19 protein-coding genes, 6 tRNA genes and 1 rRNA gene are annotated in these 20,821 nt (G+C 40.5%); 7 read left to right on the top strand and 19 right to left on the bottom strand.

Going from position 1 to position 20,821, the window contains the following annotated elements; all coding sequences use genetic code 11:
• Positions 1-30: 30 nt before the first annotated feature.
• The 5 genes from glmM to sigW form a co-directional block, all read right to left on the bottom strand.
• The gene (gene glmM / locus E2L03_RS06885) at positions 31-1,371 is read right to left on the bottom strand and encodes a phosphoglucosamine mutase (protein WP_055736613.1); all 1,341 of its coding nucleotides are present in this window, start codon (positions 1,369-1,371) and stop codon (positions 31-33) included.
• A 33-nt stretch (positions 1,372-1,404) separates the two neighbouring features.
• On the bottom strand, positions 1,405-2,631 hold the full coding sequence (locus tag E2L03_RS06880; RefSeq protein ID WP_134258798.1) for a CdaR family protein: 1,227 nt from the start codon (positions 2,629-2,631) through the stop codon (positions 1,405-1,407).
• Positions 2,624-3,451 carry a diadenylate cyclase CdaA gene (gene cdaA, locus E2L03_RS06875; RefSeq protein WP_035394450.1) on the bottom strand — a complete coding sequence of 276 codons (828 nt, stop codon included), beginning with the start codon at positions 3,449-3,451 and terminating at the stop codon, positions 2,624-2,626. The genes E2L03_RS06880 and cdaA overlap by 8 nt, the downstream gene beginning before the upstream one ends.
• A 159-nt stretch (positions 3,452-3,610) precedes the next feature.
• Positions 3,611-4,276, bottom strand: a complete 666-nt coding sequence (locus E2L03_RS06870; protein ID WP_243839508.1) for a zf-HC2 domain-containing protein — start codon at positions 4,274-4,276, stop codon at positions 3,611-3,613.
• Between the two features lie 10 nt (positions 4,277-4,286).
• Positions 4,287-4,850 (bottom strand): RNA polymerase sigma factor SigW, encoded by a 564-nt coding sequence (gene sigW / locus E2L03_RS06865; RefSeq protein WP_134258797.1) that lies wholly within the window; start codon positions 4,848-4,850, stop codon positions 4,287-4,289.
• Positions 4,851-5,003: 153 nt separating this feature from the next.
• On the opposite strand from sigW, the gene E2L03_RS06860 reads away from it, so the two are divergent.
• Positions 5,004-5,180: an aspartyl-phosphate phosphatase Spo0E family protein gene (locus tag E2L03_RS06860; protein ID WP_134258796.1), complete on the top strand. Its 177-nt coding sequence runs from the start codon at positions 5,004-5,006 to the stop codon at positions 5,178-5,180.
• 62 nt (positions 5,181-5,242) lie between these two features.
• Here E2L03_RS06860 and E2L03_RS06855 read toward each other — a convergent pair.
• From E2L03_RS06855 to E2L03_RS06825, 7 genes are all read right to left on the bottom strand, one after another.
• A tRNA-Ala gene (locus E2L03_RS06855) sits at positions 5,243-5,315 on the bottom strand.
• Positions 5,316-5,350: 35 nt separating this feature from the next.
• Positions 5,351-5,423, bottom strand: a tRNA-Lys gene (locus E2L03_RS06850).
• A gap of 2 nt (positions 5,424-5,425) precedes the next feature.
• Positions 5,426-5,500, bottom strand: a tRNA-Gln gene (locus tag E2L03_RS06845).
• Positions 5,501-5,511: 11 nt separating this feature from the next.
• Positions 5,512-5,596, bottom strand: a tRNA-Tyr gene (locus E2L03_RS06840).
• 14 nt (positions 5,597-5,610) lie between these two features.
• A tRNA-Val gene (locus E2L03_RS06835) sits at positions 5,611-5,686 on the bottom strand.
• 61 nt (positions 5,687-5,747) lie between these two features.
• A 5S ribosomal RNA gene (rrf, locus tag E2L03_RS06830) occupies positions 5,748-5,863 on the bottom strand.
• A 50-nt stretch (positions 5,864-5,913) separates the two neighbouring features.
• Positions 5,914-5,985: transfer RNA gene (locus E2L03_RS06825), tRNA-Glu, on the bottom strand.
• A gap of 198 nt (positions 5,986-6,183) precedes the next feature.
• Between E2L03_RS06825 and E2L03_RS06820 the strand changes: the two genes are divergently transcribed.
• Positions 6,184-6,342: a YjcZ family sporulation protein gene (locus E2L03_RS06820; protein WP_078440272.1), complete on the top strand. Its 159-nt coding sequence runs from the start codon at positions 6,184-6,186 to the stop codon at positions 6,340-6,342.
• Between the two features lie 148 nt (positions 6,343-6,490).
• Here E2L03_RS06820 and E2L03_RS06815 read toward each other — a convergent pair whose 3' ends face one another.
• Positions 6,491-7,231: a polysaccharide deacetylase family protein gene (locus tag E2L03_RS06815; RefSeq protein ID WP_241741833.1), complete on the bottom strand. Its 741-nt coding sequence runs from the start codon at positions 7,229-7,231 to the stop codon at positions 6,491-6,493.
• Positions 7,232-7,555: 324 nt separating this feature from the next.
• Between E2L03_RS06815 and E2L03_RS06810 the strand changes: the two genes are divergently transcribed.
• The 3 genes from E2L03_RS06810 to E2L03_RS06800 all read left to right on the top strand — a co-directional run bounded on the left by E2L03_RS06810 (position 7,556) and on the right by E2L03_RS06800 (position 9,031).
• The gene (locus E2L03_RS06810) at positions 7,556-7,900 is read left to right on the top strand and encodes a hypothetical protein (protein WP_134258795.1); all 345 of its coding nucleotides are present in this window, start codon (positions 7,556-7,558) and stop codon (positions 7,898-7,900) included.
• Between the two features lie 94 nt (positions 7,901-7,994).
• Positions 7,995-8,312, top strand: a complete 318-nt coding sequence (locus tag E2L03_RS06805; RefSeq protein ID WP_134258794.1) for a PadR family transcriptional regulator — start codon at positions 7,995-7,997, stop codon at positions 8,310-8,312.
• Positions 8,309-9,031, top strand: coding sequence for a DUF2812 domain-containing protein (locus tag E2L03_RS06800; RefSeq protein WP_134258793.1), 723 nt, complete (start codon positions 8,309-8,311; stop codon positions 9,029-9,031). Before E2L03_RS06805 ends, E2L03_RS06800 begins: the two co-directional genes overlap by 4 nt.
• Positions 9,032-9,074: 43 nt before the next feature.
• On the opposite strand, the gene E2L03_RS06795 is transcribed toward E2L03_RS06800, so the two are convergent.
• Both E2L03_RS06795 and E2L03_RS06790 read right to left on the bottom strand, forming a co-directional pair.
• Complete coding sequence (locus E2L03_RS06795; protein ID WP_134258792.1) at positions 9,075-9,470, bottom strand: RidA family protein; 396 nt, start codon at positions 9,468-9,470, stop codon at positions 9,075-9,077.
• 319 nt (positions 9,471-9,789) lie between these two features.
• Positions 9,790-10,290 carry a MepB family protein gene (locus E2L03_RS06790; RefSeq protein WP_134258791.1) on the bottom strand — a complete coding sequence of 167 codons (501 nt, stop codon included), beginning with the start codon at positions 10,288-10,290 and terminating at the stop codon, positions 9,790-9,792.
• 161 nt (positions 10,291-10,451) lie between these two features.
• Here E2L03_RS06790 and E2L03_RS06785 point away from each other — a divergent pair, with 161 nt between their 5' ends.
• Together E2L03_RS06785 and E2L03_RS06780 are read left to right on the top strand one after the other, a co-directional pair.
• Positions 10,452-10,979, top strand: a complete 528-nt coding sequence (locus E2L03_RS06785; protein ID WP_134258790.1) for an AAA family ATPase — start codon at positions 10,452-10,454, stop codon at positions 10,977-10,979.
• Positions 10,980-11,049: 70 nt separating this feature from the next.
• Positions 11,050-11,316, top strand: coding sequence for a hypothetical protein (locus tag E2L03_RS06780; protein WP_134258789.1), 267 nt, complete (start codon positions 11,050-11,052; stop codon positions 11,314-11,316).
• A gap of 39 nt (positions 11,317-11,355) precedes the next feature.
• Here E2L03_RS06780 and E2L03_RS06775 read toward each other — a convergent pair whose 3' ends face one another.
• The 4 genes from E2L03_RS06775 to E2L03_RS06760 form a co-directional block, all read right to left on the bottom strand.
• On the bottom strand, positions 11,356-11,625 hold the full coding sequence (locus E2L03_RS06775) for a cytoplasmic protein (RefSeq protein ID WP_134258788.1): 270 nt from the start codon (positions 11,623-11,625) through the stop codon (positions 11,356-11,358).
• Positions 11,626-11,777: 152 nt separating this feature from the next.
• Positions 11,778-12,092: a YxeA family protein gene (locus tag E2L03_RS06770; RefSeq protein ID WP_038475941.1), complete on the bottom strand. Its 315-nt coding sequence runs from the start codon at positions 12,090-12,092 to the stop codon at positions 11,778-11,780.
• Positions 12,093-12,541: 449 nt separating this feature from the next.
• Positions 12,542-13,105, bottom strand: coding sequence for a class D sortase (locus E2L03_RS06765; RefSeq protein ID WP_134258787.1), 564 nt, complete (start codon positions 13,103-13,105; stop codon positions 12,542-12,544).
• Between the two features lie 19 nt (positions 13,106-13,124).
• A complete protein-coding gene (locus E2L03_RS06760; RefSeq protein WP_134258786.1) occupies positions 13,125-20,627 on the bottom strand; it encodes a SpaA isopeptide-forming pilin-related protein in 7,503 nt (2,500 codons plus the stop codon).
• Between the last annotated feature and the right edge of the window lie 194 nt (positions 20,628-20,821).

Below are 20,821 nucleotides of genomic sequence, written 5' to 3'. Positions count from 1 at the left end.
GTATTTCAGAGAATGCTCTTTATCTTTTCTTTACTCACCAAGTTCTTCTTTTACTACATCGACAATGCGATTCACATAGTTCTCGCACAATTCATCGGTTTTCGCTTCCACCATAACCCGCACAAGAGGCTCTGTACCAGACGGACGAACGAGTACACGCCCTTCTCCGTCCATTTCAGCTTCTACTTCAGCTATGATTTCTTTTACCCGCTCATTTTCTTTTACCGCATCACGATCTGTTACGCGCACGTTAATGAGACATTGAGGAAACGTTTCCATCTCTCCAGCAAGCTCGGATAACGGTTTGCCTGTTTGCTTCATAATTTGAATGAGCTGGACACCTGATAACAAGCCATCTCCTGTTGTGTTGTGCTCAAGAAAGATAATGTGGCCGGACTGTTCGCCGCCTAAGTTATAGTTCCCTTTACGCATCTCTTCCATAACGTAACGATCACCTACAGCCGTTTGCTTGGTTTGAATACCTCTCGCTTCTAACCCTTTATGAAAACCGAGATTACTCATAACAGTTGCAACAACCGTATTATTGTTTAATTTTCCTTGCTCACTAAAATGCTTCGCAACGATGAACATAATTTGATCGCCATCAACGATCGTTCCCTTTTCATCAACTGCAATTAATCGATCCGCGTCACCATCAAAAGCGAGCCCAATATCCGCTTGCTTTTCCACAACGAGCTTTGCCAATTCTTCTGGATGGGTTGAGCCACAGCAGTTGTTAATATTTGTTCCATCAGGAGATGCCCCCATTGAAGAAATATCAGCTTCTAAATCAGCTAGGACGTGCGTCGCCAAAGATGAAGCCGATCCATTTGCACAGTCAATCGCGACATGAATGCCTTCAAAATCCCCCTGGACGGTTTGTTTTAAGAATTGCATATATTTCTGGGCACCTTCAAAGTAATCATTAATCTGTCCCAATGCCGCTCCAATTGGTCTTGGCATTGTATCTTCACTATCGATAAGTGCCTCAATTTCTTCTTCCTGTGCATCTAAAAGCTTGAATCCATCTGATCCAAAGAATTTAATTCCATTGTCTTCAACTGGATTGTGAGAAGCAGAAATCATCACACCCGCTGTTGCACTCAGTTGCTTCGTTAGAAACGCTACTCCTGGTGTTGATATCACACCAATACGCATCACTTCCACACCGATGGAAACTAAACCCGATACTAAGGCAGCTTCCAGCATTTCTCCAGAAATCCGTGTATCTCTACCAATTAATACTTTTGGTTGCGTTGCTTTTTTTGTTAAGACATATCCTCCAGCGCGGCCAAGCTTAAATGCTAGCTCAGGTGTTAATTCTGTATTCGCTACACCTCGTACGCCGTCTGTTCCAAAATATTTACCCATTGTATCGCTCCTTCTTCTACACACTGTTACACACTATTCATTAAAGCGCAACACGGTTTCATCGTTATCTAGCTCAAAGCGGATATAGGATGGACCTGTAACACTTAAAGGAAGGGTTTGTTCCCCTTCATAAGAACCTGACGCATCCACACTTACTCGGATATCATTCTCCATTAACTCCTCAAGTCTAGATTGAGAACCAAAGGCTGTCACATTAACAGTCGTCTCTGCTTCTGTGTCGAAAGTAACATTCGAATCATTTCCTGTGATAACGATTGGAAGGGACTCAAACGCCATCTCTTCTTCTTCCGCTAACGTAAACGCTACCGTCACTTCTTCAGGGTCAATTCTCTCTACATCGTCAGGTACCTCTAAAGCAATCGTTAATTCTCCGCTTTCATTCAGTTCATTTAAATCAATTGGCTCACTCTCAACAAAATCAACTGCCTCAATGTCATCAGATGAACCATAGACTGTTACTTCATTTGGATATACGGTCACATCCTCAAAACTCAACCCATCAGGCAGCTCTCCTTCTCGAATGATTTTGATGGGGACGAGCTTATTAGGGCTCGTTAAAGGAACGGTTACCGTAACGAACTGCGGTTCTGATTGGACATCTAGCTGGTGACCATTTTCATTATAAAAATGAACAGGGTATTCGTCTTCTATCGATTCAGTTGCATCAGTTAAATCCACATATACGAGCACATCTTCTATTGCCTGAATGGTTTCTCGATTGGCGGTGACATTCACATTCAGAGGACTAACAATTGGCGTCCCTAGAGAGCGGTCTTCACCAATATCATCTTCATTTTCTAACTGGACTTCGACTGGAAACGAAGCCGTTTGCCGCTCCCTTAATGTAATGGAAACGACTTGCGGTTCAACCGTAACAGACAAATCACTTGGGAAATTTCGATGACTTACGGCAAGTTGATGCCTTCCCTCTTCTTCTATTTCAGATGCATCCACAAAAACTTCAGTTGATCGATTACTTGTAATTTGGAAAAGCGATAATGAAACTTGAGAACCCCGAAGTTCTACATCCACAGTTCCAGGTTCCTCAACGAGCTCAAAACGCTCTTCATCGTATATGACTACTAGCGGTTCATCTTCTAATACATAAGGCGCATTTGGGGCATCCGGTAATAAGGATGGCGACCCAATCGTATTTTGATTCACCATAAAAAACAGCATCAAGGCAATAAAAAACGCTAATATTCTCACAAACCAAATACTATTTAGCATTTTATCCATCTTTTTTACCTCCCCACTGCCAACGATTGTCGGTAGCTGTTGAAGGCTTTAATAAATTTTGCTCTAACAAATCTTGCAATTGTTCCTTTGTTAAATCTCGATAAAGCGTACCTCGCTTCGATATTGAAATGGCACCTGTCTCCTCTGATACGATAATCGTTAAAGCATCGGTTACTTCGCTCACGCCAAGCGCTGCTCTGTGCCTCGTACCTAGTTCTTTCGAAATCGAGCTATCCTCAGATAACGGCAAATAACAACCTGCAGCAAGAATCTTGTCATTTTTTAATACAATGGCTCCATCATGCAGAGGCGTATTGGGAATAAACAAGTTAATTAATAGCTCCGATGATACATGGGCGTTTAGCGGTATACCGGTTTCAGCATAATCATTTAACCCAGTCTCACGCTCAATGGAAATGAGTGCACCAATTCTACGCTTCCCCATATAGACCGTTGCTTTTACAAGCGCTTCAATAGTGGGTTTAAGCGCATCATCCTTTTGGGCCGACCGACTATTAAACAGTCGACTCCGACCAAGTTGCTCAAGACCTCTACGAAGTTCTGGTTGAAAAATAATAATAATCGCTAACAAACCAAACGTCGCCGTCTGCCTCGTAATAAACTCTAATGTACTCAAACCTAAAAAATTACTAATGAACCACACAATAAAAATGGCAACAATCCCTTTAACCAATTGAACGGCGCGGGTGCCACGTATAATCATAATTAATTTATAGACAACGTATGTAACAAGTAAAATATCGACAATTTGTCCGATATATACGAGCCAGGGAAAATTTTCAAGATTAGCAGAAAACATATCCGCCCCTCCACATAAACAAACTCTTCTTTACACCTTTGACAAATCTTTACGAAACTAAACGGCATAGTGTCAAACGTTATCATTATACCATTAGTTTTATAAAAAACTAATGGAGTTCCCGTTTTACACAGAAACTCCATGTTCTTTTATTTTTCCCTACAATGACTCTTTTGAACCATTATCGTTGAAGAAAGAAAAAACATCGGTAAAGAAATCCTTTGTATTGAACCAAATCCAGTGTAGGAACTGATCAACTTCTTCAATATCCCCTGTCACTTGGTTAGGCGATGCATAAAGCGAATCTTTATCAAAAGAACTGTTTAATAACAGTATGTCTCCACGCACTTCACCATCTAACTGTAGCGTACCGTTTCTGACCATAAGATCCCCATCAATTACAGCACCTTCTGGAACAGTGACGACACCATTTACTTTATCAATAACAAACGGCCCATTCCCCGAAACAACAATACTGTCGTTTTGAGTCCAAGTCGAGAACACAGCCGTTGACATCATTAAGAAAAACACGGCAGCAGCAACAAGAATCGGGTGCTTTTTAAATAACCGTTTCACTTTAGGAACGCGCTTTTTCTTTTTAGGTATTTGATTCATGACACTTGTCGTGAAATCAGCAGGCGCTTCTATGTGAGACGAGCTTTGAATAAAGGCAATAGCTTTTTTCAGCTCGTTTACATGTGCTTTACATTCTGGACACACATCCATATGGGCATACAACTCCGCTTTTTGTTCAGGTGTTGCATCGCCGTCTAGATAAATGTGTATCAGTTCATTGTAAGAATGACAATCCATAATATGTGCCACTCCTCCTTATTTAAACATGGCGCATGCGTTTACGTAACGCTTCACGCCCTCGATGAATTCTTGTTTTTACAGTTGCGACTGGTAAATCCATAATGTCGCTAATTTCCTTTAAAGATAAATCTTCTAAGTACTTTAATATAATAGCTGTACGATATTTAGGTGGTAAATGATTAATTTCTGCTTGAATCCAATCTTGTAATTCGAATTGGACAACTTGATCCTCTGGTAAATCATCGGTTACTGCCAGCTGAGATTCATACGTAATGTCTTCTGTTCCTTTAACCTTGTCCTGTAAATAAAAGTCTGGTTTTCGCTTTCTTAATCGATCGATCGCTACATTCGTAGCAATCCTGAAAAGCCAAGTAGAAAACTTTCGATTCACATCATACTTCTCTAAATTTGTATATACTCTTAAAAATGCTTCTTGTGCAACGTCCTGCGCTTCTTGAGGATGACCGACCATTCGATAGGCCACTTGATAGACTTTGTCCTTGTAAAGGTCAACTAATTCTGCGAATGCTTGGTCATCACCCTGTTTTATTTCCGAAATTAAGCGCTTTGTTAACGAATCCATGACATCCCCTACCTACATTTAACTTACGGAACACTCTAGAATAAAGTTTCGTTTTTTATAATAACAGAAAAATTAACTTTTTTCTTAAATTTGGAAGGATTTTTCTATTTTAGTACCGAATTGTTTCTTAATATAAGAAAGGGAGGTATGGCTATGTCAAATGTGCACCTTGTTGATCCATTATCGCGTTCAATAGAAGACGTACGAATGGAACTAAATGATTCCGCATTAACGTACTCACTAAATTCACCACATATGCTACAATTGAGTCGGAAACTTGATAGCCTACTCAATCAATACGAAAACCTTTCCAATACGCCTTGTGATTAAATGATTGAACCTATTATAAACAAAAAAGCGACCAGTATGCTGGTCGCTTTTCTTTATGAAAATGGAGCCTAGCGGGATCGAACCGCTGACCTCCTGCGTGCAAAGCAGGCGCTCTCCCAGCTGAGCTAAGGCCCCTTAACAAAAAACGACTTATACAAGTCGTTTTAGGATGAGCCATGAAGGATTCGAACCTTCGACCCTCTGATTAAAAGTCAGATGCTCTACCAACTGAGCTAATGGCTCGATGGCTGGGCTACCTGGGATCGAACCAGGGAATGACGGAATCAAAATCCGTTGCCTTACCGCTTGGCTATAGCCCAATCATAGAAAATGGTGGAGGGGGACGGATTCGAACCGCCGAACCCGGAGGGAGCGGATTTACAGTCCGCCGCGTTTAGCCACTTCGCTACCCCTCCACATATGGAAAGTATGGTGGAGGATGACGGGATCGAACCGCCGACCCCCTGCTTGTAAGGCAGGTGCTCTCCCAGCTGAGCTAATCCTCCAAATTTGACTGCAAGTAAGCAACTTATCTGCTTCTATTCACCAATTTATAAAACTATGTAAGCCTGGCAACGTCCTACTCTCACAGGGGGAAGCCCCCAACTACCATCGGCGCAAAAGAGCTTAACGACCGTGTTCGGCATGGGAACGGGTGTGACCTCTTTGCTATTGCCACCAGACCTATAGATTATACCCTCAGTAAGTCGTTTGTAAACTAAAAAATTCACAATGACCCGTACGGGATTCGAACCCGTGTTACCGCCGTGAAAGGGCGGTGTCTTAACCGCTTGACCAACGGGCCGCTTACTGACAAGTTATATAATAACAAATGGATTCTCTCTGTGCAACTGTTTTTTTATATTTTTTTTAATCAATTCCTTTGCTAGTATAGGCTACTTTCTTTATCCTTATACAATCGTAAAATCGCCGCCCAGTTTTGTCGCCAAAAAACAATTTTCGCATAGGGTATAGTATCCTAACACAAAGGTGGTGTACACACATGGGTTACTACGGCGGAGGTTACGGCGGCTACGAAGGTTACGGCTACGGACCAGTAGGCGGTGCTTGTGGCGGTGGCGGCAGTTACGGTGGCGGATTCGCGCTAATCGTTGTTTTATTCATTCTTTTAATTATCATTGGAGCGGCTTACGTAAAATAACTCGTGCACCCCACGCAAGCGTTGATACGTTTGCCAAAACAACCGGTTCTTCAAAGAGCCGGTTGTTTTTGATTCCCCATCTTTGTTATCTTTCATCTACTTACCAATAAACTAAAAACCACGTTGCGCTCGTACAACGTGGTTTTTCTTACTGCCCTATTAATTCAGAAACGGTCACAAATGTATATCCTTGCTCTTGCAATGTTGGGATGATGGCATCAAGAGCATCAGCTGAGTAAATTTCCGGATTCGCTGTATCAACATCTCCACCATCATGCATTAAAATAATACTACCAGCTTGCGTATCCTGTAGCACTGTATCCGTCACTTCGCTTGCAGGAATCCCGGACCAATCAAGTGTATCTACATCCCACCCAATAATAGAATAGCCTAAAGTGACCAGACGCTCCGCTTGTTCCCTTGTAATAAATCCATAGGGAGGACGAAATAACTTCGGTGTATTCCCTGTTATACTTTCAATCGCATCGTTTGTTTGATTGATTTCCTGCTCAAGCTCAGCCACACTCTTATCTGTTAAATTCGGGTGCGAGTAAGTATGATTGGCAATTTCATGCCCTCCCGCTTGAATTCGACTAAGCAAATCAGGGTCTTCATTCGCTCGCATGCCCAACACAAAAAACGTTGCAGGAACATCGTACTGCTCAAGCTTGTCTAATACCTGTCCAGAAAAACGAGGGTCAGGACCATCGTCGAACGTTAACGCAATTCTCTTACTTTCTCGATCTCCATGCGCGAATACAGACCCAGGAAACTCATCTTGCAAGGTGGGAATTGGAACAATTTGAGCATAAGCCTGTTCACTATCAGTTAAACAAATGCCGAACAATGTTAATAGGAACACGACGGCAGCCATTCGCTTCTTCATCATAAGAAAGACTCCTTTTTAGAAATATGCTTTAGTTTTTGCCACTTCATTCTTTTTTATGTTCTGTCCATAAAAAAAGAGCTGCCGCTAATACGACGCTCTACGTTTTTCTATGTAAAAACTGACCACGATCTCGCCCACAACTTTTGCAACGCCCATTTTTTCGTAGCGGCGCATCGCAAAAACCACAGTATTTGATGATTACCAATTCACCCATCTCGTCACCTCGATTTTCCTTTCCCGTTTAAAACGCTAATGAAACACAGGACTGTCAATCGGAAAAAGAGTAATATAAGTAGAAAATAAAGTGATAAAGGATGCTGTGTGATGACCTATACTGTCTACTATGATTATTATGATGGCAAAGAAGTACCAATTTGGTTTGTCATTCCTGTAAAAAGCCTGAACTTACTTGACTACGAACAAGATACTGTCACTATTTCAATTCATGCCCCCTTCAAAAAACAAGAGCGAGATGCGTTTGATCCCAATGCTATGAACGTCACCATTACCATGAACGATTTACTTCTCACCTCAATACCACACTCATTTGGGATTTCGCTAAGCAATGTTAAAAAACGATTAGACGAATATGGCGTGCTTTTAGAAGACATCGACTCCTTCATTCTTCTGGTAGCAGACGTAGAAGAGGTACTGCAGTTACAGCTGTAGCACCTCTTCTTATGTTTTTATTGACACACATATCACATTACGATATATTTATTATAGATATATCACATTACGATACAAATTAGCAGGTGAATAAATGAAAACAAACGAGCAACTAACCGATTCGATGTTCTACATTATGGCCTCATTAACGAGACCACGTCATGGGTATGCCATTATGAATTTAATAGAAGAAACCACTAAGGGGATGATTACAATAGGTCCTGCTTCAATGTACACCATCATTAAAAAGCTATTAAAACTAGAGTGGATTTATTTACATGATGGTACAGATTCGAGGCGCAAAACCTACTTGCTTACTGAGAATGGAAAAGAAGTTTTAAAGGAAGAAATCAAGCTCAGAAAATTGATGGTTCAATTAGCCGAAACTGGATTGGAGGAGGTCGAAAAATGAGTCAAACAAAATACATTACATCAGGTGGCTTAGCATTTGCTGAGGAGCGGGACATGGAGAAATTACGTCGCTATTCATTAAAGGGATGGCATGTTAAGTCGTTTGCATTCATGGGCTACTTGCTAGAAAAAGGTCAAAGCGATGACTATATTTATAGCGTGGACTACCGCACCCTAAAAGAAGAAGAGCGTGAGGAATATGTTGATTTACTTGCATCTTCAGGTTGGACGCTTGTTTCTTCTAATAGCGATATTCACCTGTTTAGAGCACTTCCTGGGACTAAACCGATCTATAGCGATCGTGAAACCGTTGTTGAAAAACATCAACACTTAGGAAATCCACTTAAATGGATAGCTCTATCACTACTTGTTTTAACAGCGATTACTTGGACTGGATCCTCTTTAAGCTCAGGAGTACCAATGATTTCATTTGCCATTGCGGCAATTTCTTTAAGTGCAATAACCATTCCAATACTTTGGACGGTCTTAACCATATTCAAGAATAAATGGGTGGTTGAAGAGAAATACCGACTTGTCACTATGACAAGTGCCATCGTCCCTTTGTTTTTAGTAGGATGCCTCCTCTTTATCTTTTATTCTACTAACTTAAACAATCCAATGGGCATTTTGTTCTCTATGGTCGCTGGTGCTATTATCGTACCTACCACTATTTGGATTATTCAATCCCTCTTACAAAATCGAAAAGGAAAAAAAGCGTAAGCCATAAAAGGAACAGCCAGAGGCTGCTCCTTTTCTTTACATACTATTCAATCTCTGCACACCATAATTCGATTTCGATCTTTAATTCAGGCAACCCTAATGCGGAGATATAGGCAATGGTCATAGAAGGATATTCACCTTGAAACCATTCATCCCATTTCGTGTCAAAATAGTCCCAATCAATCTCTTCTGTCGCCCAAATGTTGACTTTTATAACGCTATCGTGTGACAACCCCTCAGATTCGAGAAGCTTTTTCATATTGTCAAATGTATTTGTTACTTGATCGTTTAACTGTTCAGGTACTTCTCCATTCATATCCGTGCCCACTTGCCCCGATGTTACAATCAATCCAGCACCTTTCGGTACCCTCGTAACATGACTATAATTTCCCACTGGTTTAGGCATCGATTCAGGATTATTTCGACTAATTTTCTTCATATCATGACCTCATTCACTATAAATTTTCTGCGTATTTTTATCCATTAGACAGACTTCACCAAAATCCATCAACTTAATAAAAAACAGCAGTCGAGTAACCATAACCCATCGATAAAAAGCATAGTATTTTCTTTTTCATGGTATGATCACTCCTTTTCTTTATAGTGTCGGTACTAGATAATGATAACTGTACCAAGTCCATTCTGTAATAGCAACCATTCCGAACCATTTTAAACATGAATGCTTGAAGAGTAGCCTTATTTCCCCTTACCAAGCTTTAGTAGGAGTCATCTTAAATAATGAGGATGCCGCACATTGCTTATTGGCCAAACCATTTTAGTAATTCGGTTCTTTTCTTTTCCTTCATATCTATAAAATAGGGCAGCTGCCATTTTTGTGTTTTCAACCCTTGGCTACTTTCAGGTCTGTCCCATTCAGGATATACTCGAAATCCCATCTTTCCTTCTGTTGAATCTGTTTTTAAAAGATTGTTCTTCACAAGAATGTCTTTTGGAAAAATAAACTGACCAAATTCAAAACGATTTTTAAACACTGTAACAATCAATAAATCGAGTGCTTCATCATACGTATACGGTCTATTTTTATTTTCATCATCTTTTTTCCAAACAGCGACGAACTGACCAATTTTGTTTGGCGTGTTATTCGCAACTCTAAATCGGACCGATTTATGCGATAATTGAAATGCACCCGCTCCATATTTAGCATTCTGCTCTTCCACTTGTATATTTCCAATTATTAAGCCAATGGGTCTATAGATTGTTTCATTCATAAAAGAAAGAGTTTCATAAAAATCTTTCATCCTTCGCACCTCTTTATTTAGTCGTACATTACACATCCCTTTTACAATCATCGTACACGGAAAATAACTGAAATACATAATTAAGAGAGAAATGGATACTAAAAATGGACACGGACTTAGTCTCACATTTAATGACAAATTAAGGAGCAGGTGACAACCGAATGACTAACATCTATATTATTTCTGGACCAGCAGGCGTTGGCAAATCGACCACTTCCATCCAACTCGCAAAACAATTTAAACAAAGTGCTTATATTGAAGGAGATCTCCTTCATCATATGGTTGTTGGCGGCTATCTCCCACCGTGGGAAAGCGAGGCATCGTTAACACTAACATGGGAAAATATCGCTGATTTAAGTATTAATTTCGTTCAAGCACGTAAACATGTCATTATTGATTACGTCGCCTTTCCAGAAGAAGTAGAAACGTTTTCCCAAAAAATTCATTCCCAAGTTAAACATGTTGAAATAAAATATGTAGTCTTACGGGTCAAGCCTGAGGAGCTAATTAGAAGAGACGCTTCAAGAGAAAAAGATCATCAAATGGGTGCAAGGTGTTTAGAATTAGCTGAAATGTTTGCAAGGAAAAAAATCGACCAACGCTTTGTCTACGATACAACTACTATTCACCCATCAGACTTAAATGAAGTCCTTTTAACGATACGAAACCATTCAAGATTCATCTATTAAAAGCCGTTCGGGGATGTGCACCCATACATTCATAAGATAGTAGAACGAAAATAAACGGAGGAATTTATCTATGAAATCACGAGAGCATAAAATCATTCTGATCAATGCTATTCCTAGTTTCATTATTGCTTTCGCTGTCTCTATGTTTCTGGCATCGGGTACCATTACTGAAAATGATACAGACCATGCGTTTGTCTTCCCTCAAGCTTTTATTATTCTTGTTACATGGTTCCTTGGGCTACTTATCGGTCTCGTGACCAGACGTATTGTCGTTTCTGTTCCAATCATGTATTTGTCTTTTGTGACCATTTACATTTATCTTTTATTCGTTTCATGAGAAGCCCATCATACTCTTGGCTCATCATAATACCCACTATTAAAACCAGTCTTCTTTCATTTTTTTTAGAAATGGTACTGTCATAGGAAATCCAGAACTCTCACCTATAAGAGAATCCACACCACAATAAGGGCAAATCGCTGTTTGATTCTCATCCGTCCACTCACGAATCTCTTTTGGGTTAAATACCTTGATGCAAAAGAAGCATCCACACGCCCTATCCCTTTCCAACGCTTCTCTATGATGATGACTAAAGCGATGTGCATCTTTTTCATTGAATTTAGGCTGTTTCTTTGCTTGATCACTCATTTAGATTCCCACCCTAATTTGTTCGACATTCTCTTGTTCTTGGATCTGTACAGTTCTATTTTATCAAATAAAAAAAGAAGCGTAATGTATAATACACGCTTCTTCTAGCATCACGAAAAATTTTTACATAAGTTGTTTCACCGAACGTGCTCCTAAGGCATTTCACTTTCATTGATCATCTCATATTGCTTTGAATACGTCCCTTTAGCGAGCACTCTGACAAATGTGCCTGGTTCGAGCCTCGTACTAGCGCTGAACACAACTCGTTTCGTCTCTTTACTTTCATTTATTCCTTCCAAATCATATTTGTACCGCCCGTTATCATCACTAGGCTCTCCTTGAACCTCTGCAAAAACATACTCTTCCGTTAGTAGTGGGTTAAAGCGATCAAAGGTCTCACGGGAAAAGAAGTATAGGCTTCCAATGGCGATAAGTAAAACGAGAAACACACTAATTATTTTTTTCATCATTTTTTCATCCTCTCTATTAAAGCACCTCCACGAGTGCTTTTGTACTACTGATAAACCCCGCTAACATGACCTCGATAACGATGTAACGCATGGCGCCAAGTTCTACGATGGTCTTCTTTCTGTGACTGTTGAACCCCCTTCTCTAGCTATAGTTCATTTGTTTTCAGAAGTATAATTTCGTACATTCTAAGCAAGTTGGTATTTATACTGTAAGCCTTTCTTTACTCTAGGTCGTGCGATTCAGATGACAAACTAAAGATTTATGTGACATTTTCGTCATTTCTGAAAAAAAGCAGTTGGTCTGACTACTGAAAATGGTTAGATGGCACATTCATACGCATATAATGATTCCTTGCTCCAAATAAAAAAAGGCCTTTATGGCCTCTTTTTATTGGATCAAGTTCTGCTTTTTTTATTAATGCTGTTAACTTAACAGTTTTCTCCTGTCAAGTTAACAGGAGCCCTTTAAGAGCAATACGTTGTTTCCCATCAACGGTGCATGTAATTAACGTAATTTCATTTTTTCCTTCTTCATCTAGCAAAATATCTGTTTGCGTAGGCTCAATAATCTCTGATGAGGTAATTTCATAAGTATATGTTTTGTTTTCTACGATTAGATTCACTGTAGCCCCAATCGGTACGTCTGGTAGATTGCGAAAAAAACGATCTCCCCTGTAACCTCTATGACCTGCAACGGTAAAATTCCCTTCTCCGGGGATTTGATTAGGTTTAATCTGGGTCAACCCTAGATTCAAGGTTTCTTCCGTGGTTTCTGGCAAGATCATTTGGTTAAGGTCGATATCAGGAATTTCTAACCAGATTACATCCTTCGCATACTCAAATTCCTCATCTACCTCCGCAGCACTTGCTTCATTCGAGATAAGATTTACAGCCTGCGTTAATTGGTCAATCTCTTTTCCTGTCTGCCACTCATGATAAAACGGAATAGAGACAAGAATGAGTCCAATGAGTATGGAGACCATTCCTGCTATTATTTTTGCCTTTCTCATTGAACTCACCTCCTCTTGTTTAAGCCATGGTCACTTTCCTTCGATTAAATACGATGAGTAAACTTCCAACGATGATCAAAAATGAGCCTGCAATCAGTAGATATCTAAACCATTCTTCCCCTGTCTGAGGCAATGTTTTAGGAACATCCTCTGATGATCCACTCGTTGGAGGTGCATCGGATAGTTCTGGTGGCGCTGGTGTTGTCGGTGGATCTGGTGTTTCAGTTGGTGGTGGAGGAGTTGATTCTTCAGGTGGCAGCTTCGTGTTTTGCACGATTAGCTCTAGAATTTCTTCCATTCCAACCTGCACCGTAAACTCAATTGCTTCAACTAACTGTTGATACCCTTCAGGCGCTTTCGTTTCAATCAATTGATAGTCACCTGGCGTTAAATCCTGTACATTTACTAAGCCAAGATCATTTGTCGTCACTGTCTTAACTACTTGATCATTTCCATCTCGGATTTCAAATTCCGCACCCTGTAAGGTGACATCGGTTTCCGCATCCACTTTAATGATGGTGACATGACCTAGAATCAATTCATTGACTACCTCAATCATGACAACTTCCTGCTGATTAAACTCTACTTCAAATAATCGTGGAGTCTCATCAATCTCGTATCCAAACGGTGCTTCCGTTTCGACAAAGTAGTAGCTACCTGGGGATAAATCATTGACCACCAGTTTGCCTTCTCCGTTTGTGGTTAGACCGGTTTGGAGTTCGTTATCTTCAGAGTCATATAGAGTGAAGACCGCTCCTTCAAGCGTCTCTCCCTTTTCATCCACTTTTGTCAGTTCAACAGCGCCCAGGCTTGCAGAGTTTTCCTTTATAACTTCCAGTTGCGCTTCTTGGTTAAAGGCAATCTCGAATTCAAGCGGCGTGTTATCAAGTTCATACCCTTCCGGTGCTTCTGTTTCGACAAAGTAGTAAATTCCTGGCGCTAACTCTTCTACGACTAAGCGTCCTTCTTCATCTGTTGTCAGACCCGTTTGAAGTTCATTGTCTTCTGCATCGAATAAACTGAAGACCGCTCCTTCAAGCGTTTCTCCCTCTTCATCGACCTTAGTCAGTCCGACAGATCCTAGTGTAAATTCATTGATGAAGTTCAATTCAATGATATCCGTTGGACCTAGTTCAATTTCAAAGGAAATCGGCGTTGGATCTACCACATATCCCGGAAGAGTAGCTGTCTCAACGAATTGATAGCTGCCTGGTGCTAAATCATCTAACAACAGCACACCATTCTCGTCTGTGAGTAGCCCTTCACGCAATGTATTTCCTTCCGTGTCCTGAAGTTCAAATTCTACCCCTTCAAGAATGGTTCCATTTTCGTTCACTTTTGTTAACGCAACGGAACCTAAGATCAATACATTTTCCTTTGTTACTTCTAGCTGTGCTTCTTGATTAAAGACAATCTCAAACTCGAGTGGTGTAGAGTCTAGCTCGTACCCAAATGGTGCTTCTGTTTCCACAAAGTAGTACGCCCCTGGTGCTAACTCTTCTACGACTAAGCGTCCTTCTTCATCTGTTGTCAGACCCGTTTGAAGTTCATTGTCTTCTGCATCGAATAAGCTGAAGACCGCTCCTTCAAGGGTTTCTTCTTCTTGATCGACCTTAGTCAGTCCGACAGAGCCTGGCGTGAATTCATTAACAAAACGAAGTTCTCCTACCGTTGTTTCTCCTAAGCCAATTTCAAACACTATCGGTGTTGGATCTAGCTCATAACCAGGAAGCGTTGCTGTTTCAATGAGTTGATAATTTCCTGGTGCTAAATCATCAATCAACAGCTTGCCTTCTTCGTTTGTAAGCAATCCTTCACGCAATGTGTTTCCTTCGCTGTCTTGAAGTTCAAATTCTACCCCTTCAAGAACGGTGCCATCTTCGTCCTCTTTCGTCAGTTCAATCGCTCCTGGAATCAAGGTGTTTTCCTTCGTTAGTTCCAATTGCGCTTCTTGATTAAAGACGATTTCGAACTCTAACGGCGTATCATCCAGCTCATAGCCAAACGGTGCTTCCGTCTCTACAAAGTAGTAATTGCCTGGTTCAAGATTTTCAACCAAAATTCTTCCATCTTCATCCGTAGTGAGTCCCGTTTGAAGTTCATTGTCTTCTGCATCAAATAGGCTGAAAACCGCTCCTTCAAGTGTTTCTCCGGTCTCTCCAACCTTTGTTAAGCCGACAGATCCTGGGCTAAACTCATTTACAAAGCTTCGTTCTACGGTTTCTGTTTGACCAAGTGTAATCTCAAATGGGATTGGTGTTGAATCCAATACATATCCCGGAATCGTGGCTGTTTCGACTAGCTGATAGTTTCCTGGTACTAGATCATCAATAAACAACGTACCTTCTTCATCCGTTAGCAAGCCTTCTTGTAACACATTCCCTTCACGATCCTGGAGGGCAAACTCTACACCTTCTAAAAGAGTTCCTTCTTCATCTTCTTTCGTCAATTCAACAGCGCCTGGAATGACCGTGTTTTCTTTGGTTAATTCTAGCTGCGACTCTTGATTAAAGAGGATCTCAAACTCTAACGGAGTGTCATCTAACTCATAGCCGAATGGCGCTTCTGTTTCTACAAAATAGTAGGTACCCGGCACCAAATCTTCTACAACTAATTGTCCGTCTTCGTTTGTTGTTAAACCTGTTTGTAATTCATTGTCTTCACTATCAAACAAGCTGAAGACCGCTCCTTCAAGCAATACCTCGTCTTGCCCAACTTTTGTTAAGCTAACAGACCCTGGCGTAAACTCATTAATGAAGCTAAGTTCTCCTACTGTCGTCTCCCCTAAACCAATTTCGAAAGGAATCGGTGTTGGATTCAGTTCATATCCTGGGAGCGTTGCTGTTTCCACCAACTGATAGCTTCCTGGAGTTAAATCATCAATAAAGAGTGTACCTTCTTCATCTGTAAGTAATCCTTCACGTAACACATTTCCGTCAGCATCTTGAAGCTCAAACTCTACACCTTCAAGAAGGACTCCTTCTTCATCCACTTTCGTTAATTCAACTGCTCCAGGAATCAAGAGATTTTCTCTTGTTAGTTCCAGTTGCGCTTCTTGATTAAAGTCGATGTCAAATGCTAATGGCGTATCATCCAGCACATAACCAAACGGTGCTTCCGTCTCAACAAAGTAGTAGCTGCCTGGTGCTAGATCTTCTACAACCAATCGACCTTCTTCATTAGTCGTTAGACCTGTTTGTAATTCGTTATCTTCAGAGTCGAAAAGGCTGAAAACAGCTCCTTCAAGTGTATCTCCACTTTCGCCGACTTTCGTTAAACCGACAGACCCTGATGTAAACTCATTCACAAAGCTTACTTCCGTTACGGTTGTTTGACCTAAGCCAATCTCAAATGGGATCGGTGTTGGATCCAACTGATAACCTGGAAGTGTTGCTGTTTCAACCAATTGATAACTTCCCGGTGTTAAATCATTAATGAAAAGTTTACCTTCTTCATCCGTAAGCAAACCTTCTCGTATTGTATTGCCATCACGATCCTGAAGTTCAAACTCTACGCCTTCAAGAATCGTTCCATCCTCATCTTCCTTCGTCAGTTCAACCGCACCTGGTATTAACGTGTTTTCTTTCGTTACTTCTACCTGTGCTTCTTGGTTAAAGACGATGTCAAATGGTAATGGTGTATCGTCTAACACATAACCAAATGGTGCTTCCGTCTCTACAAAATAGTAGCTGCCTGGTACTAAGTCTTCTACGACTAGTAAACCTTCTTCATTTGTGGTTAGACCTGTCTGGAGTTCATTGTCATCGGAATCGAATAGGCTGAAAACAGCTCCTTCAAGCGTTTCGCCATCCTCTCCGACTTTACTAAGTTCTACAGATCCTGGTACGGGACGATTCTCCTTTATCAGTTCAATTAATTCTTGAACCGCCAAATCAATGGTAAAAGGAATCGGTGTAGCATCTAACACATAACCCACTGGCGCCTGTGTTTCAACTAATTCGTAGTTTCCAGGCAAAAGATCCTCAATGAAAAGAATACCATTTTCATCGGTTGTTAAGCCGGTAGCTACCTCTTCACCAGCCTCATTAAATAGCGTAAACACGGCTCCCTCAAGGAGCTCTCCATCCTCACTCTGTTTAGTTAGTTGAACAGAGTTATCTAAATCCATGTACACGCCAACCCTTGCTGGTTCAACAGGTTGTCCTTGATCTGTCGCGATGGCAAAAGAGTTCCATGCGGCTCTTTGCGTAGGGTTAACCGTTTTATCCAATACACTCGAGTCAACGTCTGCTGCTTCTGGAGCCATCATCGAGAAAGCAATAGCGATATCTTCTCCATCAATCCATTCTACTCCCTCACTAAGCTCAATCTTAAAGGAATGAATAGAAGACCAATCATCGACCTCAGATGCTAGGACCCAATTCGGTGCCTGTGCCCCTTCAGGATTAGATAGTTGCTCTGTTGTGTCAGGGTAGTTGGTATGTCTAATTAAGTCATTTCGTTCTGGAGTGAGTGCTGTACTATAATACACATCCACTCGATCTGCCCATTGTGACGGAAGCTGAATCGCTTCTGTCAGCTGCGGTGTGAATTGACTACCACGGTCAATATTATCCGTAATCCCTAAGTCACCAATAGATGGCAATACATCCATCAATGTCATCGTAGAAATTGTACTTCCCGTTGTGTTCGTTAGGGTTAATTGATAATCAATGACCCCACCAGGAACCGTTCTTCCAAACGTCGTAAATTCGTCATCTAATTCTCCTCTGACAAGCTTCTCTGTCTGGATATTATACTGACCACTTATATAATATTCGTTGCCTGATTTCAATCGGGGTTGGTCTGTGTTTCCATTCTCATTTAAATCCTCTGAATCCGTCTGTAAAACGGTATCTGTATGTCCTGGATTATCAACAGATGGGACCGTTAATGCCTCATCTCCTGAGAAACCATAAACATCAAAGGTAAGGACATTTGCTGCCCCTTCATTGATCTGAACATTAATCTCAGAGGCTACATTATTACCTGGTCTAAGTAGACGATCTGTCCAATTAAACTTAACAAGTTGTCGCCCTGTATCATTGTAATTATCAGTTACAATGTCATGAGATCCACCTGAAGCTCTTCCATCCGCATCAATAAATTCAGCGTCTGGATCATCAGATATGGTGATACCAGGTGGTAACAGCACCATTGCCTCTAATGGCTCACTCATCGCTAATGTCGAACTATTTTCCGTATTTAAATTTACACGCATACGGTTATCACCAAAATCTACATAGGATCCTTGATGATTTGTTAATTCTACATCCACTGTAGCAATTGGCGGTTGATCTGTTGGTCGTGGAGCGATTTGAGCAGAACGTGGAGTGGCAATTGTATTTGAACCGTAATGCCTACCACCAGTACCTTCGCCAAAACGAGTGCCTTCTCCCCCGATACCAAATACATCAAATTCGTTTGTTACACTTCCAACATAGCCTGGTTCAACCTCAAAATAGTATGTTGGATGAGCCCCACCCATGCCACTAGGAGCATGCGTGAAATTTAGATATATTGCACTGACTCTTGCATCTGCATCAATTCCTAAGTCACTTCTACTGTAAATTCTCCCAATATCAGCATTTTCAATTAAAACTAGTCGTTCTCCATTCACGTCCGCCTCAATATTAAAGCGAGGAGGATCTACAAACGGAACACCATCTGGGAATTGGTTTGTAGGTCTATATATAAATCTAGCCGCCGTTCCCCCAGTTCTCATTTCTTTGAAAACTAAATTTTCATCAATGTTCATGACCGTTGTATATGCTCTAAAATCCCCTTCATTACTTTCATGTAAAGGAGATATATTATGATAAAAAGCTAAGAGCGCATCGTCATAAACAAGAGGATTCGGATCTCTATTCGTATTTGAACCAATATTTCCTCTATCATCGATAGGGCCGATATGTCCAGGAATAAACACACTTCCTCTTATCTCACCCGTCGCCTTATCAGAATCAGCAATTGTGACACTGTGGTTGGCATTTACCGAGTTTTCATTATCTTCTCCAATAAATGTAGCGCTTACATCAACATTATTCGTTAATGTTTGATCAACTGTATTCCCACCTACCGTTAAGACAACCTCTAACTCCGTGTTAAATAGTGTACCTTCTGCCGCTTCTTGCTCTTCAACACTTGGCGCTTCAAATGTCCATACTAAAGTATTACCATTTTGTTCAGGCTCAGGACCTGTAATGGTAGATTGATAGGATAGACCATTTGGTAGCGTATCGACTACGGTAATCTGGGAGCCCGGCTCCAAATAATTTTGGCCAATATTATTCTTAGGGATGTCTACGTTCATTTCCCAGACTGTTTGCGAATTAGGAATTGGTATATTCCGATCATTTCCCCTAGCTTCCGTATATCGCTTAGACGCAGAGATCGTGGTTGAAGCATCAATAACCACAGTCGCTCTATCTTGTACTGGTTCAAATTGATCTGCTTCAAAAGATGCTTGCACATCTAACTCTGTACCACTTGCTATCAATCCATTCGTTGTTTGCAATTTAATAACATTTTCAAAGGTTTGCCCGGCTTGTAACGTATCAAATTGATAGATTAATTGGCTTGATTCTGAATTAAAAGTTGGCTCCACACCAGCTATTCTTAATTCTGACAATGATTGATTAAAATTCACTTCACTTGAAAGTGGTAGATCAACTGTTATGATGGCGTTTGTGTATTCTGTGACAGAACCTGTTGTTTTAAAAACCAGCTTATATGCTGCATCGTTTCCTGCAAGAACATTAGCATTTAACGGCGAGATATCAATATCTACGTTTAAATCTCCCACCATTGGTTTAAAAATAGGCTCGTCCTGATCATCATTCCCATCTTCACCTTGATTTGTTTCTTCTTGTTGCTTAGAATCTTCTTCCTCTTCTTCTGAAGAGGAGTCCTCTGAAGTCACATCGCTTGATTCTTCGGACTTGTCACTTTCAGGGTTAGCTTCTTCTACACCTTCATCGTCACCAGAACGATTTGCGTCTGATTGACCAGAATGGTTTTCCTCATTCTCTTCTGTACCAGATTCATTTAAGCCTTCATCTGCATCGGAACGATCTGATTCCACTGTGACAAAGTAGTCAAGGCTCTTCGTACTGCCGTCATTAAGATGGCCTCTAACTTCTAGACTATTCTCACCTACATGAAAGCCAGTTAGAATGATAGTCGCAGATAGAGGAGACGATTCTTCTTTATGAATATTTAAACTATTCTCCTCGTTACTATAGATCATCGTACTATCAGACTTTAACGCTTTTGTACTCTCTTCATCATATTTGATACCATCTGGAAGAATAAACTCCAAATTAACCAAATTAGAATAGGTTGTTTCGACGTTAAGAATAACCTGTTCTTCTGTTGGTACCCCCTTAACAGAGATATCAACTTCTTCATTAAATTCTCTTTCTGAAGCCTGTGTTAAACCAATTTGTCCATAAGGCGAAAAAAGAATGAGAAAAATAAGAATAACAATAAAACTTTTTTTGACCCCTTTCTGTCTTCTCATATAACCCTCCCCAAAATTAAATTAGTAATATATAGGACAATAAATACGATTAAACGTCAAAAGGTGCATTTTTAGTCCATATATTTACACAAATCATAGCATCGTTAAACATTCTGTCAAATTATAGAATGATAAATCAATGTATTATACTAAAACGATTGTAATAACAAGGATTTTAAATAGATCTAAAGTTT

This window comes from Shouchella oshimensis (assembly GCF_004375095.1).
In the GTDB taxonomy this organism is placed as follows: Bacteria; Bacillota; Bacilli; order Bacillales; family Bacillaceae_D; genus Shouchella; species Shouchella oshimensis.
This window is presented reverse-complemented; position numbering and strand designations above follow the sequence as displayed.

What these genes read in the sequence shown, in the direction of transcription:
- glmM (WP_055736613.1), bottom strand. Translation starts at nt 1,371, where the DNA reads ATGGGTAAATATTTTGGAACAGACGGCGTACGAGGTGTAGCGAATACA.
- E2L03_RS06880 (WP_134258798.1), bottom strand. Translation starts at nt 2,631, where the DNA reads ATGGATAAAATGCTAAATAGTATTTGGTTTGTGAGAATATTAGCGTTT.
- cdaA (WP_035394450.1), bottom strand. Translation starts at nt 3,451, where the DNA reads ATGTTTTCTGCTAATCTTGAAAATTTTCCCTGGCTCGTATATATCGGA.
- sigW (WP_134258797.1), bottom strand. Translation starts at nt 4,850, where the DNA reads ATGGATTCGTTAACAAAGCGCTTAATTTCGGAAATAAAACAGGGTGAT.
- E2L03_RS06860 (WP_134258796.1), top strand. Translation starts at nt 5,004, where the DNA reads ATGTCAAATGTGCACCTTGTTGATCCATTATCGCGTTCAATAGAAGAC.
- E2L03_RS06820 (WP_078440272.1), top strand. Translation starts at nt 6,184, where the DNA reads ATGGGTTACTACGGCGGAGGTTACGGCGGCTACGAAGGTTACGGCTAC.
- E2L03_RS06815 (WP_241741833.1), bottom strand. Translation starts at nt 7,231, where the DNA reads ATGATGAAGAAGCGAATGGCTGCCGTCGTGTTCCTATTAACATTGTTC.
- E2L03_RS06810 (WP_134258795.1), top strand. Translation starts at nt 7,556, where the DNA reads ATGACCTATACTGTCTACTATGATTATTATGATGGCAAAGAAGTACCA.
- E2L03_RS06805 (WP_134258794.1), top strand. Translation starts at nt 7,995, where the DNA reads ATGAAAACAAACGAGCAACTAACCGATTCGATGTTCTACATTATGGCC.
- E2L03_RS06800 (WP_134258793.1), top strand. Translation starts at nt 8,309, where the DNA reads ATGAGTCAAACAAAATACATTACATCAGGTGGCTTAGCATTTGCTGAG.
- E2L03_RS06795 (WP_134258792.1), bottom strand. Translation starts at nt 9,470, where the DNA reads ATGAAGAAAATTAGTCGAAATAATCCTGAATCGATGCCTAAACCAGTG.
- E2L03_RS06790 (WP_134258791.1), bottom strand. Translation starts at nt 10,290, where the DNA reads ATGAAAGATTTTTATGAAACTCTTTCTTTTATGAATGAAACAATCTAT.
- E2L03_RS06785 (WP_134258790.1), top strand. Translation starts at nt 10,452, where the DNA reads ATGACTAACATCTATATTATTTCTGGACCAGCAGGCGTTGGCAAATCG.
- E2L03_RS06780 (WP_134258789.1), top strand. Translation starts at nt 11,050, where the DNA reads ATGAAATCACGAGAGCATAAAATCATTCTGATCAATGCTATTCCTAGT.
- E2L03_RS06775 (WP_134258788.1), bottom strand. Translation starts at nt 11,625, where the DNA reads ATGAGTGATCAAGCAAAGAAACAGCCTAAATTCAATGAAAAAGATGCA.
- E2L03_RS06770 (WP_038475941.1), bottom strand. Translation starts at nt 12,092, where the DNA reads ATGAAAAAAATAATTAGTGTGTTTCTCGTTTTACTTATCGCCATTGGA.
- E2L03_RS06765 (WP_134258787.1), bottom strand. Translation starts at nt 13,105, where the DNA reads ATGAGAAAGGCAAAAATAATAGCAGGAATGGTCTCCATACTCATTGGA.
- E2L03_RS06760 (WP_134258786.1), bottom strand. Translation starts at nt 20,627, where the DNA reads ATGAGAAGACAGAAAGGGGTCAAAAAAAGTTTTATTGTTATTCTTATT.